Origin of the sequence: Citrobacter sp. Cb031, from assembly GCF_030336725.1 — a bacterium.
Lineage (GTDB): Bacteria > Pseudomonadota > Gammaproteobacteria > Enterobacterales > Enterobacteriaceae > Citrobacter > Citrobacter braakii.
In genome coordinates this window covers 175,215-189,453 of sequence record NZ_JAOWDA010000021.1, presented here as the reverse complement: position 1 = coordinate 189,453, position 14,239 = coordinate 175,215, and the positions used below count along the sequence as shown (strand labels likewise).

The following is a 14,239-nucleotide window of genomic DNA, read 5'->3' as shown; positions in this document are numbered from 1 at the left end:
CCGCCAGGGCGAGGGTTATATAGGTAATTCTTATGTCTGCTGTTATTCAATGTTGGCTTCGATAAACCACAGGAATTTGTCGAGGTCGCGTGAAGCGGCGGTGAAGATATCTGCTGTATCTTCGTCTTTTGCTTCGCTAATGGCTTTACGGACGCTGTTAGCGACGACGGCATAACGATCGGCCAGCTCTTTTAAGTGGTCCTGTACGCTATGGATATCCAGCGGATAGCTTTTCAGAGGCGTTTTGCTGTTAATAACCTGGGTGGTACCCAATGCCACACCGCCTAACTGTACGGCGCGCTCAGCCATGGTATCGAGGTGGTCGGTCAGGGCAGTACGGAAGCCATCGAGCATTTCATGCACAGCAATGAAGTTCGCGCCGCGCATGTTCCAGTGAGCCTGTTTGGTGATCAAAGACAGGTCGATGAACTGGATCACTTGCTGATTCAGCAGCTCTACGGTCGCTTTCTTTTCGCTATCTGTTACATCGTTGCGGGTATAAAGGAGGGCAGATGCTTTTGTTTTTACCAGTTTTGCGGTACTCATATTTTCATATCCTCTTGATAATTATGTCCCAGCTCTTCAACGGGAATAAGTATAGCGTGAATTTTGGATTTATTTTTCTGGTGTTACCTATCACTTTAATAGCGAAGAGAGGGGTGGGTATGAAATAACTAATAAAATCATATGGATATAGTGGTTATTAATGGAGGTGTGTTATTTTTATGTTAATGTAAAAATTTCAAGAAATATGCAGATGAGAAAATCATATTTATTAGAATAATTATCACGCAGATTTACAATTGAATATTCTGCATGATTATGCAAACCATGCAGAATATTAAGTGGTTAATTCACGTCAACTTGCTTAATTTGTGGTTCTTTGCGAATAGTGAGCGTCGAACCCATTGATGCGACAATAATGGCGCCCAGAGCGAGCGTCTGGACAAGCGTCAGCGTTTCACCGAGGAAGATCATTCCTGAAACCGCAGCCAGTGCGGGTTCCATACTCATCAGAGTACCAAAAGTGCGAGTTGGCAGCCGCGTCAACGCAATCATCTCCAGCGAGTAGGGAAGCGCAGTGGAGAGGACCGCAATGGCCAGGCCTAACGGTAGAATGGACCAGTGCCACAAGGCATCCCCGGCCTGGAGCGCACCGATGGGTACAAAAATCAGCGCCGCAATTAATGACCCTACCGCGACGGTCGCCGGACCATGTTCCGCGCCGGCACGCTGCCCGGTAAGAATATAGATTGCCCAGCAGGCGCCAGCGCCCAGCGCCAGTGCAGCGCCGGTTAAATCCACGTGAGAAACGTCCTGACCTAACGGCAGCAGGAACCAAAGCCCGAGTACAGCCAGTGCAACCCAAATGAAATCCACCGGACGTCGGGATGAAAACAGCGCTACCGCGAGCGGGCCGGTGAATTCCAGCGCTACGGCAATTCCCAGCGGGACGGTCTGGATTGACAGGTAGAAGAGATAGTTCATCCCGCCCAGAGACAGACCATAAAACAGCAGTGGCAGGCGTTGTTCTTTGGCGAATCGCAAACGCCAGGGTTTAAAGAAGGCAATAAGGATGAGGGTGCCCAGCGCAAGGCGCAATGCGGTAACGCCCGGCGCACCGACGAGTGGGAATAGCGATTTTGCCAGAGATGCTCCGCTTTGAATGGAGGACATAGCAATAAGCAAAACCAAAATAGGCAACCAGACTGGCGCTTTACGTGACGACCCCGGCATCCTTTCTCCTGTCAAATGATAAGTACACGCCTTCATCTGCGCGACGTTGCAAATTTGCTACGACACGGATGACGTGATGTATAGAAAAGTAAAACAGCGAGTGTAATGGAAATACGCACCGCTGGTTGAGTATTCGTTGAAAAAAAAATTGCTCAGTTCCGTACAATGGCATGAAAGTGATGGATTAATAATCTGTGTGATTAGGAATATTCTGGATGAATGTGCCATATTGTGCGCGCAATAATGGCATTTTTGGTTAGAAAAGTGATGTTAATTGAAAGAGATAGCGGGTTTCTGAAACGTTCTGTTACATGAAAGCCCCTGTTAGACATCGCGAATCGCAAAGAGTTTCCCATCAATTTTTGGTATATTTAAAACTTAGGATTTACTTGAAGCACATTTGAGGTGGTTATGAAAAAAATTGCATGTCTTTCAGCACTGGCCGCTGTTCTGGCTTTCTCCGCAGGTACTGCTGTAGCTGCGACTTCTACCGTTACCGGTGGTTACGCTCAGAGCGATGCTCAGGGCGCAGCGAACAAAATGAACGGTTTTAACCTGAAGTATCGCTACGAGCAGGACAGCAATCCGCTGGGTGTTATCGGTTCCTTCACTTACACTGAAAAAGATCGTACCGATGCGTCTGGCGACTACAACAAAACCCAGTACTACGGCATCACTGCTGGCCCGGCTTACCGTCTGAACGACTGGGCAAGCATCTACGGTGTAGTGGGTGTTGGCTACGGTAAATTCCAGAACGCAGCATCCCCGGCTGATAACCACACCACCAGTGACTACGGTTTCTCTTACGGTGCTGGTCTGCAGTTCAACCCGATCGAAAACGTTGCTCTGGACTTCTCCTACGAGCAGAGCCGTATTCGTAGCGTTGACGTTGGCACCTGGATCGCTGGCGTGGGTTACCGCTTCTAATCACTTCGGTGATACAAAAAATCCGCCTCTCGGGGCGGATTTTTTTTGTGCGCAATTCAGAGATTAACGAGATTTGATCTCAAAGATGTCGGTACCCAGATGGTTGTAGTCCACCTTCTGCAATTTGAAGTTGGTGATGTACACCGGGCCAGCCTTTTTCTCTGAAATAAAGCGATAGCTGTTGGTGATTTCCTTCGCGCTTATCCCCGTCCACTGCGAGAAAAAGCTGAGGAAATCATTGGCGGAGCGACGGGCTTTAATCACCCGGTGCGCTTTATCATCGCTCGACAGCACCATAAATGGTACCTGGAAATTCTGCTGGAACTGATCGTCATGCGCCAGGTACTGCACCTCTTTCCCCCGCTCTTTAAACGCGAGGCCATGATCGGAGAAATAGACCATTGAGAAACTGTTACCGCTGTTACGTAACTGATCGTAAAGCTGGCGCAGCAGGTCATCCGTCTGCGTCATGGTGTACAGATAGCAAGATGTCTCTTTTGACTGGACGAAAGTCTCGTATTTACCCTGCGTACGGTCGCAGGCCTGCGGATGCGAGCCCATTAAATGCAGCACGATAAGCTGTGGCTGAGTGCGCTCGGTTGCCAGCACCTGCGCGGTCATCTTCAACAACGCTTCGTCACGGGTATTTTTATCCGCTTCGAAATCACCGCTTTTGAGGAACTGAACTTCATCAGCTCGCTTCGCAATGCTGGCGATGGCCGTATCGTATTCACCAATCTGTCCCTGATTGGAGAACCACCACGTCTGGAATCCCGCGCGGTTGGCCAGAGTGACAAAGTTATCCTGGAACTGGGGTTTATTGTCGACCACCCGATTCAGCGTCAGGCCGAGTGATTTTTGTGTCGAACCGCTTGCCGCAATGTAATCCGCGAAGATGTAGCCGTTAACGGAACTGGCAAACGGGGTGTTATCCCAGTGGCCGCCAAAAGCGCCTAACGCATCGCGGCGGGCGCTTTCGCCGATGACCACCACGTAGGTATGATACTTCGGCTTCACGGCGGTTACCGTCCAGCTGTCTTTCACGCTCGCCAGCTTCGCCATACGCTCTTGTTCGTCGAGCACTTCGTTGTTATTAACGATAACGTCCTTGGCAAAGCGGAAAACCGGATAGCCGGTGTCTTTCAGCTTGAACACGCCGCCCCAGGCCAGGTTTTGCACCGGGGTTACAAAGAACGCGACAACGCTGAACAGCAAACAAATGCTGTCGAACTTGTTCCAGCTACGCTGCTGCACCTCTTTTTTACGGCGTACGGCGATAACACCGAGGGCGAAAATAAACACCCCAACCAGATAACTGTACCAGGGGAAGATGGTGAGGATTTCAGTAGACTCTTCCATATTGGTTGAGTGCAGCGCCAGTAAGGTATTGAAGTTCGGCGAACCGTAAGCCTGGCCAAACGGGAAGTACATTGCCGCTATCAGCGAGCAAATGCCAATCAACACTTTCTGCGCACGCGGCGCGCTGCGCCACAGCAGCATCAATATACAGGTGAAAGCAACGCTATAGAGCAGGCTAAGCGGATAGCCCAGCGCAAGGTTGATCAGCAGAGACTGTAAGAAATAGAGGCCAGTCCACGGACTAATCGCCCGGCTACGAGCAATGATTGAATCTTTGAGGGTTAAATTCATATGCCACTGTTACAAAAACGCCATGTGCTTACCCTGGCGCTAAGGGTCATTGCCTGCCTGAGAGAGCGAGAAGGGGGATAGGGTCCGCATCCGCGAGCCGCAATATATGCAGGGCTGCGAAAAGATAGAGTGTGTGCAAGAGAAGGTCAACTACTACTAAGAAATTGTTTTGCGAGGGGCGTGGCAAAACTGACAAAAAGAAGGGTTATTGGCACGAAAACGATCACCGTATCCGAGTTACGGCAGGAAAATAAAGCGGCGTGCCGCGACGCCGCATTATTTATCTGCAGGTTTATCCTGCTCTGGTTTGCTGTTAATCATGTCGCACAGCATAGAGATCAGCATTAACCGTACTTTAAAGGGAGAGTGGCTAAACACGCGTATACACCTCTTAAATTCATTCATATAAACCTCCTGACTTCACGATCCCATCAGTCCTTGAGGGATGTCTTTATTATATACAGATATAGCACAGGCTATATTATATAGCTATTGCTAAAACGTTAATTTTTTGTGCCCACGCAACTCTGGTTTACAATGAGCGTTCTCTAATCAGATGCCGTTAACGCGTCACAGTAACGAGGAAGCAGAATGAGTCGTCGCGCAGGTATGCCAACAACAAAAAAAGTGACGCAATTGGTGAATGTCGAAGAACACGTTGAAGGATTTCGTCAGGTCCGGGAGGCACATCGCCGTGAGCTGATTGATGACTACGTAGAGCTGATTTCCGATCTCATTATTGAGGTGGGTGAAGCGCGCCAGGTCGATATGGCCGCACGGCTTGGGGTTTCCCAGCCGACGGTTGCTAAAATGCTTAAGCGTCTTGCTTCAGTTGGGTTGATTGAAATGATCCCCTGGCGGGGCGTTTTTTTAACCGCAGAGGGTGAGCGACTGGCTCAGGAGAGTCGGGAGCGTCACCAGATTGTGGAGAACTTCCTGCTGATGTTAGGTATCAGCCCGGAAATTGCCCGTCGCGACGCGGAGGGAATGGAGCATCACGTCAGTAAGGAAACGCTGGAGGCTTTTAGCCGGTTTACGCAACAGCAAGGCACAGGCTCTGAATGAGTTTTCCTTTACTACGCGCCTTACAGCGCGATCGCTTTTTTCAGCTGTTAATCATCGTCGGGGTTGTACTGAGCCTGTTCGTGCCATTTACACCACGGTCGTGGCCGGGGGCGATAGACTGGCACACGATTATTACGCTTAGCGGCCTGATGTTACTGACCAAAGGCGTGGAGCTAAGCGGTTACTTCGATGTGTTAGGGCGCAAGATGATCCGGCGCTTCAACACTGAACGTCAATTGGCGATATTTATGGTGCTGGCGGCGGCGCTGCTGTCGACGTTTCTGACCAACGATGTTGCGCTGTTTATTGTTGTTCCGCTGACGATCACCCTGAAAAAATTGTGCGCCATTCCTGTAAATCGCCTGATTATCTTTGAGGCGCTGGCGGTAAACGCCGGATCGTTGCTCACGCCAATAGGTAATCCGCAAAACATTCTGATGTGGGGACGCTCCGGCTTATCGTTTACCGCGTTTACCTGGCAGATGGCGCCGCTTGCGGGGACCATGATGCTGACGCTGGTGGTGCTGTGCTGGTTGAGTTTCCCGCATAAAGCATTGCATTATCATACCGGTACGCGCGCACCTGACTGGCAACCGCGCCTGGTGTGGAGCTGTCTGGGGCTGTATATCATTTTCCTGGCGGCACTGGAGTTAAAACAAGAGCTGTGGGGCCTGGCGATCGTCGCGGCAGGATTCATGGTGCTGGCTCGCCGCGTGATCCTCTGCGTGGATTGGACGCTGCTGTTGGTGTTTATGGCGATGTTCATTGATGTGCACTTGCTGACGCAACTCCCGGCCTTGCAGGAGATTACCCACCAGATTGGCACGCTTTCAGCGCCGGGGCTTTGGTTGACGGCCATTGGCCTGTCGCAGTTTATCAGTAATGTTCCCAGCACGATTTTGCTGCTGAACTACGTCCCGCCAACGCTGCTGCTGGCCTGGGCGGTCAATGTGGGCGGTTTTGGGTTGTTGCCGGGATCGCTGGCGAATCTTATTGCTTTACGGATGGCAAACGATCGACGGATCTGGTGGCGTTTTCATTGGTATTCGGTGCCGATGCTGATATGGGCGGCGCTGGTAGGGTATGGTTTATTGCAGGTGATGTGAGGATTGTGCCCGATGTGGCTGGCGCTTATCGGGCCTACAGGTTAAGTAGGCCCGATAAGGCGAAAGGGCAGTTTTGATGCTTAGTTCAGACGAACCGGCATACCTGAACGGTTCTGTACCGCCTGCTCAACGACGGCCTGATCGACGTCAGACTGACCGGTGATGCTGGTAATGCTCTTGTTCAGCGTAATCGGTACGATTTCCCCGCCTTCGAACTGTGCTTCAGTGGTAGACAGTGGATTGTGTACCTCGATGTAACGGCTGCCGTCTGGTTCAGTCGTGGCTTTTACCGGCTCATCGATAAACTGTACGCGGGTGCCGACCGGCACATTTTCAAACAGGAATTTGATGTCGTCGTTACGCAGACGCACGCAACCGTGGCTGACGCGTAAGCCGACGCCGAAGTTAGCATTGGTGCCGTGGATGGCGTACAGGCGACCGATATACAGCGCGTACAGGCCCATCGGGTTATCCGGACCTGCCGGAACAACAGCTGGCAGCGGTTCGCCCGCAGCGCGGTATTCCGCATGCATTTTTGCCGTTGGCGTCCAGGTTGGGCCCGCTTTTTTACGTTCTACTTTGGTGGTCCAGTTGATTGGCGTGTCTTTGCCCAACTGGCCAATACCGATCGGCAGAACAATAACGGTGTTGGTGCCTTTCGGGTAGTAGTACAGACGCATTTCAGCGCTGTTAATAACAATACCTTCATGCACGGTATCCGGCAGGATCAATTGCTGAGGTATGTTCAGTACGGTGCCGCCCTTCGGCAGGAAGGTATCCACGCCCGGGTTGGCTTCCAGCATATTAGACAGACCCATCTGATACTCCGCCGCAAAATACTCCAGCGGTTGGGTGTTGCCTTCAGGAATAGTGATGACCTGGTTTTGGCCGATCAAACGGCTGCCATCGGTAGGCAGCGGGTACGTGACGGCAGAAGCGGTGTTACAAAAACCAACTATTGCGAGTGCCGCCGCGAAAAGCGTTGTTAATTTCATATTCATGTTCATGTATGCGAGATTCAGTGCCAGGCAGGCTAGTGGGTTGAGATTTATGTAGTGTTGGGCACGCATTATATGTGCAATCTGAGCAACAAGGAATTCGGATGTGTACTAAATCACATTTTTTTCCTTTTGCTTTCACTTTATCCCTTCAGCATCAAGGCGCGATCTTATTGCAGACTTATGGCATAATAAGCGGTTCGTCACATATTTCTTTCTCTTTCAGGATACGCCAGTGTTAGTTTCCAGCAACGTCACCATGCAGTTCGGCAGTAAGCCGCTGTTTGAAAATATTTCCGTCAAATTTGGCGGCGGCAACCGTTACGGCCTGATTGGCGCGAACGGTAGCGGTAAATCCACTTTTATGAAAATTCTCGGCGGCGACCTCGAACCGACGCTGGGCAACGTTTCCCTCGATCCGAACGAGCGTATTGGTAAGCTGCGTCAGGATCAGTTCGCCTTTGAAGAGTTCACCGTGCTTGACACCGTGATCATGGGTCACGGTGAACTGTGGGAAGTAAAGCAGGAGCGCGATCGCATTTACGCCCTGGCCGAAATGAGCGAAGAAGACGGCTATAAAGTTGCTGACCTTGAAGTTCAGTATGGCGAAATGGACGGCTACTCTGCGGAAGCGCGTGCGGGTGAACTGCTGCTGGGCGTAGGTATTCCGGTAGAACAGCATTACGGCCCGATGAGCGAAGTCGCCCCCGGCTGGAAGCTGCGTGTGCTTCTGGCACAGGCGCTGTTCTCTAACCCGGACATTCTGCTGCTCGACGAACCAACGAACAACCTGGATATCGACACCATCCGCTGGCTGGAGCAGACGCTGAACGAGCGTGACAGCACCATGATCATCATTTCGCACGACCGTCACTTCCTGAACATGGTCTGTACGCACATGGCGGATCTGGACTACGGCGAACTGCGTGTTTATCCGGGTAACTACGACGAATATATGACGGCGGCAACTCAGGCGCGTGAACGTCTGCTGGCCGATAACGCCAAGAAGAAAGCGCAGATTGCCGATCTGCAATCCTTCGTCAGCCGCTTTAGCGCCAACGCATCTAAATCTCGTCAGGCGACTTCTCGTGCGCGTCAGATTGATAAGATCAAGCTTGACGAAGTGAAGGCGTCCAGCCGTCAGAACCCGTTCATCCGCTTCGAACAGGATAAGAAACTGTTCCGTAACGCGCTTGAAGTGGAAGCGCTGACGAAAGGTTTTGATGAAGGTCCGTTGTTTAAAAACTTTAACCTGCTGCTGGAAGTTGGCGAGAAAATTGCCATTCTTGGTGCCAACGGCGTGGGTAAATCAACCATGCTGAAAACGCTGGTCGGCGAATTACAGCCGGATAACGGTACCGTGAAATGGTCTGAAAACGCCCAGGTTGGTTACTACGCGCAGGATCACGAGTACGAATTCGAAAACGATCTGACGGTCTTCGAGTGGATGAGTCAGTGGAAACAGGAAGGCGATGATGAGCAGGTAGTACGTAGCTTCCTTGGTCGCTTGCTGTTCAGCCAGGACGATATCAAGAAACCTGCTAAAGTGCTGTCCGGTGGTGAAAAAGGACGCATGCTGTTCGGTAAGCTGATGATGCAGAAGCCGAATATCCTGGTAATGGATGAACCGACCAACCACCTGGATATGGAATCTATCGAATCGCTGAACATGGCGCTGGAAATGTACCAGGGCACGCTGATCTTCGTTTCTCACGACCGTGAGTTCGTCAGTTCGTTGGCAACCCGCGTGATTGAAATTACGCCGGAACGCGTAATCGACTTCACCGGTAACTACGAAGATTACCTGCGTAGCAAGGGCGTCGAATAATTTTCCCGTCGTCTTTCGTGTTACAGGTGTGTTGGCTGCACCTGTACACCCCGGTCACTTACTTGTGTAAGCTTGCGGGGATTTACAGGCTGGCCGCCTTCCTGTAACGCGAAATACTTAGGGAAACTTGTGTAAGTTACAAATTAAATAATCCCCAGCGCACGCTTGCCGTGGATATTCAAATCATCCAGCGTGAAGCGTCCTTCCCAGTGAGTTTCATAATCCTCGCGTGGGAAATCACCCGGCGATACGCCTTTTTCCAGCGCGGCCTTCACTTTATGGGCGTAGGCCAGATTCTTTTCGCACATCGGTGCGGCAGGGATGTACATCACGTTGCCCCAACCCTGTTGATTTTCTACCGGCGCGACGGAGTGGATCACATCACAATGCCACCAGACGGAGTCTCCGGCGTCCAGTTGCGGAATGCTGGTTAACGCTTCAATCAGCAGCGGATGCCATTGCGCAGAAATCGGCAGAACTCTGCCGGGTGCTACGCCGCAAAGTTCATCTTCCGGCACATCGTCAAGCAATGGACGTAACAGTACCCAGGCCATCGCTTCAGGGATAGGGACCACGTGCAACAACCCCTGACCTGGCAGCATATCAGAGAGAGCAGTCCAGCCCTGGAAGGTACGGAATACTGAACATTTGGTGGTGTTATCCACCGTGTACTCTTCTACTTCAGTGCGATGCGCGGCCTGCCACGGGTCGTAATCTTCCAGCTTACCATTGAAAACATTAGCAAAGACCTGCTGATATGCCGGCAGAAGCCAGCGTTCCAGCGCGCCGGAATCCGTATGCGCGCCCAGCCCTTTGGACGTCGTTCCCGGTGGACGACGGCGTATGCGGTCGGGGTAGATAACGCTGACATCCGGGTTAAACCATTGCTTACCTTCGCCTGCAAATGTCCAAAGACGGTTGAGAAATGACTGCGCATTTGCCATTTCTTCACTCTGACGGGCCTGCATCTGCGCCTGGGACCAGTAGATGGGGTAGATTTCAGGTCGCGACGCGCTCAGGGTACCAAAGAAATTATCGCCCGGTCCTTGGTAAACGTCGTCAAAATGGTTGCGGTCCAGATAGTCCAGCATTGACCTATCCCAATCGAGGGCTTGTTCGCGAGAGAAATGGCCTTTAATGACCGCGCATCCGCGACGCTTAATTTCTTCACGCTGCTCAGCGCTCACGCGACCCGCCTTGATATCCGCATAGGACAACACAGGCCATACCGGAGAGCCTTGCGCTTTGAGGGCGTTGATTTCCGCCACGCGATTAGCAATGGCCTCGCTCAACTGATTGAAAATCGACTGAACATCTCCAAGCTGTTCACGCAATTGCTTTTTCATCTGCCGGATTGCCGCTTTGTGATCGGTGGGCAACGTGTCGCTGGTAAAAGTAAAAGCCATATCCACCTCGCATTAACTTTCATTCGAAACTTGTTTAACTTACAGGTGATAATATAAGTTAAAATTTAGTTAACGCAAGTTTAAAATTTGATGGTGTGAGAAACATGAAAAAGCGTGGAAACCGGGGCAAGGGGATACCCCGGTTGGGCAGGATTAGCAATTAAAAGGGGAAGTGTTATCCAGCACCGCCTGAATCACGTTCAGCGCGCCCTGATGGTTATTGTCGTCGGTCTGATAGCGGGCAATCGATTTGATACTCTCTGCCGCGTTGGCCATGGCGAAAGAGTAGCGCGCCATTTTCAGCATTTCTGCGTCATTGCCGCTATCGCCAATGGCGACCACGTTTTGCGGGGACAGGTTCCAGCGCTTTAGCAGACGGCTGATTCCGTTGGCTTTATGCAAACCAGGAATGATCAGGTCGATAAACCCAAAGCCGCTGGTGACGGGCTTCATTATACCGTCAAGGGCAGAATGAAGGTGATCGATCACTAATGGGATTTGTTGATCCGGTAAATTCAGCGAGAACTTGAACAGCACATCATCAATGTCCTGATAATCCTTCACGGGTTTCAGGCGATGGTAGTGTTTTGACATCAATGCGACAAAGGACTCGGGGGCATTTTCGCTAACGTAGGCGCTTTGCAGGCCGCAAGCTACAAAGTTGAGATGCGTATCTTTGAGCAGTTCGCCAATGACAATGCGGGATTCGTGGCGGGTCAGCTCACCGTGAAACAGCTGTTTGCCATGTTCAAAGACTAACGCCCCGTTCTCGGCAACAAAAGAGATCTCATTTTTGAGTTCCGGGAAAAAGGAGATCAGTTGGTAATACTGATTGCCGCTGGCCACGACAAATTCAATATCTCGTTTTTTCAGTTCCTGATACTGCGCCATAAAACGTGCATGATCGTATTTTTTGGCGTCGTCGAGAAAAGTTCCGTCCATATCAGTGACGATAACTTTGATGGTCATACTTGCTCCTGGCTCATAACTGCGACCAGAAACATTTTAATAACAATGTGAGCTAAAGCACAAATTTATTTCATTCGAAAGAAGAATACCCGGCAAGCGAAATGCCGCCGGGTAAGGGGATTACAGCATATGTTCAGTACGTGCGATGATATCGTCCTGCGCATCTGGAGACAGCGCGGTGAAGAAGGCCGAATAACCTGCTACACGGACCACCAGGTCACGATACTGATCCGGGTGCTTTTTGGCTTCCAGCAGCGTTTCACGGGAGACAATGTTGTACTGAATATGCCAGCCTTTGTGCTCTTCAAAGAAGGTACGCAGCAGGATCATCAGCTTTTGCTTATCGGATTCATTCTCCAGCGTGGCCGGGTTCAGCTTCTGGTTTAACAACACGCCGCCGAGGATTGAACCGGTCGGCAGTTTACCCACCGAGCCAATTACCGCTGTTGGGCCGAGATGGTCCGTTCCGGAAGCCGGGCTTGCGCCCTCTGCCAGCGGAGTGTGCGCCTTACGACCATCCGGTGTGGCCATCGTTGCCGCGCCAAACGGTACGTTTGCGGAGATCGATGAGGTACCCGCGTAGTAATTGCCGCCAACCGGGCCACGTCCGTAACGCGGATTATGATACTGTTTCAACTCATTGATATAGGTCTGATAAGCGCGGGCCAGCAGCGTATCAACGCTATCGTCATCGTTGCCGTATTTCGGTGCGCCGTTGATCAGCCGCTGGCGTAATTGTTCGTGGGTCAGACCGTCAAAATCGTCGGCCAGCGCGGCGGCCAGCTGTTGCTGACCGATAGCGCCTTGTTCAAAGACCAGTTTCTTCACCGCAGCCAGGCTGTTGCCGAGGTTGGCAATACCCACCTGCAAACCCGATACCCAGTCGTATTTCGCACCGCCTTGCTTAATGCTTTTCGCGCGTTCAATACAGTCATCTACCAGCGCAGAGCACAGAATATCGTGTACGTTCTCTTCCAGCATGGTGTCGACAACATACTCAATTTCGATAGATTTACGCGTGTAGTAGCGAATCTGCGTATCCCAGGCGTCCATCACTTCGTCGAAATTGTTGAAGTTACCAGCCGAGAGCGCTTTTTCCTGTGGCAGAAATACTTTACCGCTGGTGGCATCGCGACCACCTTCCAGCGCTGCCAGCATCACGCGGGCAAAGTTAATAAAGCTCATACCGGTACAGCGGTAGCCCCATTTGCCGCCAACGGCGGTTTCGATGCAACCAATGGCCGCATAGTCATAGGCGTCCTGCGGTTCAATGCCAAGCTTAATGAATTCAGGTATGACGATTTCGTCGTTATTAAAGGCAGGCATCCCGAAGCCGCAGCGGATCACCTGTACACAGGCATCCAGGAAATCATTACTCATCCCTGCATGATAACGCACGCTCAGGTTTGGCTGAGTAGAACGCAGGCGACCGCAGGATTCCAGAATGGCGTAGGAGAGCGGATTGACGGCATCCATTGCCTGACCGTTAACCAGGTTTTGGCCACCAATGGTCACGTTCTGATACAGCGGGCTACCCGCCGAGGCTTTCGAATGGGAGCCGGAGCGGATTTTGTTCACTTCCAGCAGTTTCAGCCAGCAGCTGTGCAGCAGCTCAATGGCGTGCTCACGATCGAGGCTTTGGTTCAGTTCTACGTCACGACGGTAGAACGGATAGAGGTACTGATCCATGCGACCAAACGACACCGAGTGACCATTTGATTCAATTTGCAGGATCAACTGGATGAAATAGCACAACTGCAGCGCCTGCCAGAACGTTTTTGGCGGCTCATGGGCGATCACATCGCAGTTGTCCGCCATGGTCAGCAGTTCATCACGACGACTGGCGCGAGTTTCCGTGGCCGCCATTTTACGTGCCAGCGTGGCAAAGCGCTCAATGTGCAGACTGACGGCCTCCAGCACGATATCAATCGCTTTCAGAAACTGATCGCCATGGAGGTCTTCCAGACATGTCAGATTGATGCGGGAACGACGTTCATCAACTTTGTGGCGCAGGCCGTCGAGACCTTTTTCCAGCAGCAGCGGGAAGTTTACCGCCAGGTGTGCATCACCAGAGGTCATGTTACCTTCGGCTTTGATAATGCCGGTTTCCAGCAGCCCTTTCTGCTCGTCCGTAAACATCCCGTAGCAGCGATCCTGCACGGTCTGACCACGCCACCATGGACACACCTCGTGCAACACGCGTTTGTTCTCTTCGCTTACCGCAAAGCCCGCGCCCGGCCTGTCGGCGAGGTCATCGATCTCTTTTTCAATCCACGACACGGTGTATTCCGGGAAGATTGGCGCGGCACGCACTTCGCTTGCCTGGTTACCAATGATCAGTTCGTCATGATTGATCCAGATGGTGCGTTCCGCCAGATGATGGGCCAGCGCCAGCGCGCGGCGAACCGGGATAGGTTTATCCAGATGCTGTTGATACATCTCGGTATAGTGCTGGGCGCGCTCGGTACAAACCGGCGGCTTCACGATGTGGATCAGGGCCGTTTTATGCGCTTTGATACGGTCGCTGAGTGTGTCCAGTTTCAGAGTGGTCAT

At 51.7% G+C, this 14,239-nt stretch carries 12 protein-coding genes; 4 read left to right on the top strand and 8 right to left on the bottom strand.

Annotation, left to right across the window (positions count from 1 at the left end):
* Positions 1–42: 42 nt before the first annotated feature.
* Complete coding sequence (gene dps / locus OGV93_RS05360; RefSeq protein ID WP_006685362.1) at positions 43–546, bottom strand: DNA starvation/stationary phase protection protein Dps; 504 nt, start codon at positions 544–546, stop codon at positions 43–45.
* Positions 547–849: 303 nt separating this feature from the next.
* Positions 850–1,737 (bottom strand): threonine/homoserine exporter RhtA, encoded by an 888-nt coding sequence (gene rhtA / locus OGV93_RS05355; protein WP_016156069.1) that lies wholly within the window; start codon positions 1,735–1,737, stop codon positions 850–852.
* 411 nt (positions 1,738–2,148) lie between these two features.
* Between rhtA and ompX the strand changes: the two genes are divergently transcribed.
* Entirely contained in the window at positions 2,149–2,664 is a 516-nt protein-coding gene (gene ompX / locus OGV93_RS05350; RefSeq protein ID WP_016152372.1) for an outer membrane protein OmpX, read from the top strand.
* A gap of 63 nt (positions 2,665–2,727) precedes the next feature.
* Here ompX and OGV93_RS05345 read toward each other — a convergent pair whose 3' ends face one another.
* Positions 2,728–4,314 carry a phosphoethanolamine transferase gene (locus OGV93_RS05345; protein WP_046274643.1) on the bottom strand — a complete coding sequence of 529 codons (1,587 nt, stop codon included), beginning with the start codon at positions 4,312–4,314 and terminating at the stop codon, positions 2,728–2,730.
* Between the two features lie 276 nt (positions 4,315–4,590).
* Positions 4,591–4,719: a manganase accumulation protein MntS gene (gene mntS, locus OGV93_RS05340; protein WP_016152374.1), complete on the bottom strand. Its 129-nt coding sequence runs from the start codon at positions 4,717–4,719 to the stop codon at positions 4,591–4,593.
* 186 nt (positions 4,720–4,905) lie between these two features.
* Between mntS and mntR the strand changes: the two genes are divergently transcribed.
* Together mntR and OGV93_RS05330 are read left to right on the top strand one after the other, a co-directional pair.
* The gene (gene mntR / locus OGV93_RS05335; protein ID WP_003831586.1) at positions 4,906–5,379 is read left to right on the top strand and encodes a manganese-binding transcriptional regulator MntR; all 474 of its coding nucleotides are present in this window, start codon (positions 4,906–4,908) and stop codon (positions 5,377–5,379) included.
* Positions 5,376–6,485, top strand: a complete 1,110-nt coding sequence (locus tag OGV93_RS05330) for an anion transporter (protein ID WP_115190787.1) — start codon at positions 5,376–5,378, stop codon at positions 6,483–6,485. Before mntR ends, OGV93_RS05330 begins: the two co-directional genes overlap by 4 nt.
* Positions 6,486–6,565: 80 nt before the next feature.
* Here the strand turns inward: OGV93_RS05330 and ldtB are convergent, their stop codons facing one another.
* Positions 6,566–7,486, bottom strand: coding sequence for a L,D-transpeptidase (gene ldtB, locus OGV93_RS05325; RefSeq protein ID WP_003035268.1), 921 nt, complete (start codon positions 7,484–7,486; stop codon positions 6,566–6,568).
* Between the two features lie 232 nt (positions 7,487–7,718).
* Between ldtB and OGV93_RS05320 the strand changes: the two genes are divergently transcribed.
* Positions 7,719–9,311: an ABC-F family ATPase gene (locus OGV93_RS05320; RefSeq protein ID WP_016156073.1), complete on the top strand. Its 1,593-nt coding sequence runs from the start codon at positions 7,719–7,721 to the stop codon at positions 9,309–9,311.
* 143 nt (positions 9,312–9,454) lie between these two features.
* Here the strand turns inward: OGV93_RS05320 and OGV93_RS05315 are convergent, their stop codons facing one another.
* The 3 genes from OGV93_RS05315 to OGV93_RS05305 all read right to left on the bottom strand — a co-directional run bounded on the left by OGV93_RS05315 (position 9,455) and on the right by OGV93_RS05305 (position 14,239).
* Entirely contained in the window at positions 9,455–10,717 is a 1,263-nt protein-coding gene (locus OGV93_RS05315) for a DUF1479 domain-containing protein (RefSeq protein ID WP_019076358.1), read from the bottom strand.
* 153 nt (positions 10,718–10,870) lie between these two features.
* On the bottom strand, positions 10,871–11,686 hold the full coding sequence (locus tag OGV93_RS05310; RefSeq protein ID WP_016152381.1) for a Cof-type HAD-IIB family hydrolase: 816 nt from the start codon (positions 11,684–11,686) through the stop codon (positions 10,871–10,873).
* A gap of 120 nt (positions 11,687–11,806) precedes the next feature.
* Positions 11,807–14,239, bottom strand: a complete 2,433-nt coding sequence (locus OGV93_RS05305; protein ID WP_287109425.1) for a glycyl radical protein — start codon at positions 14,237–14,239, stop codon at positions 11,807–11,809.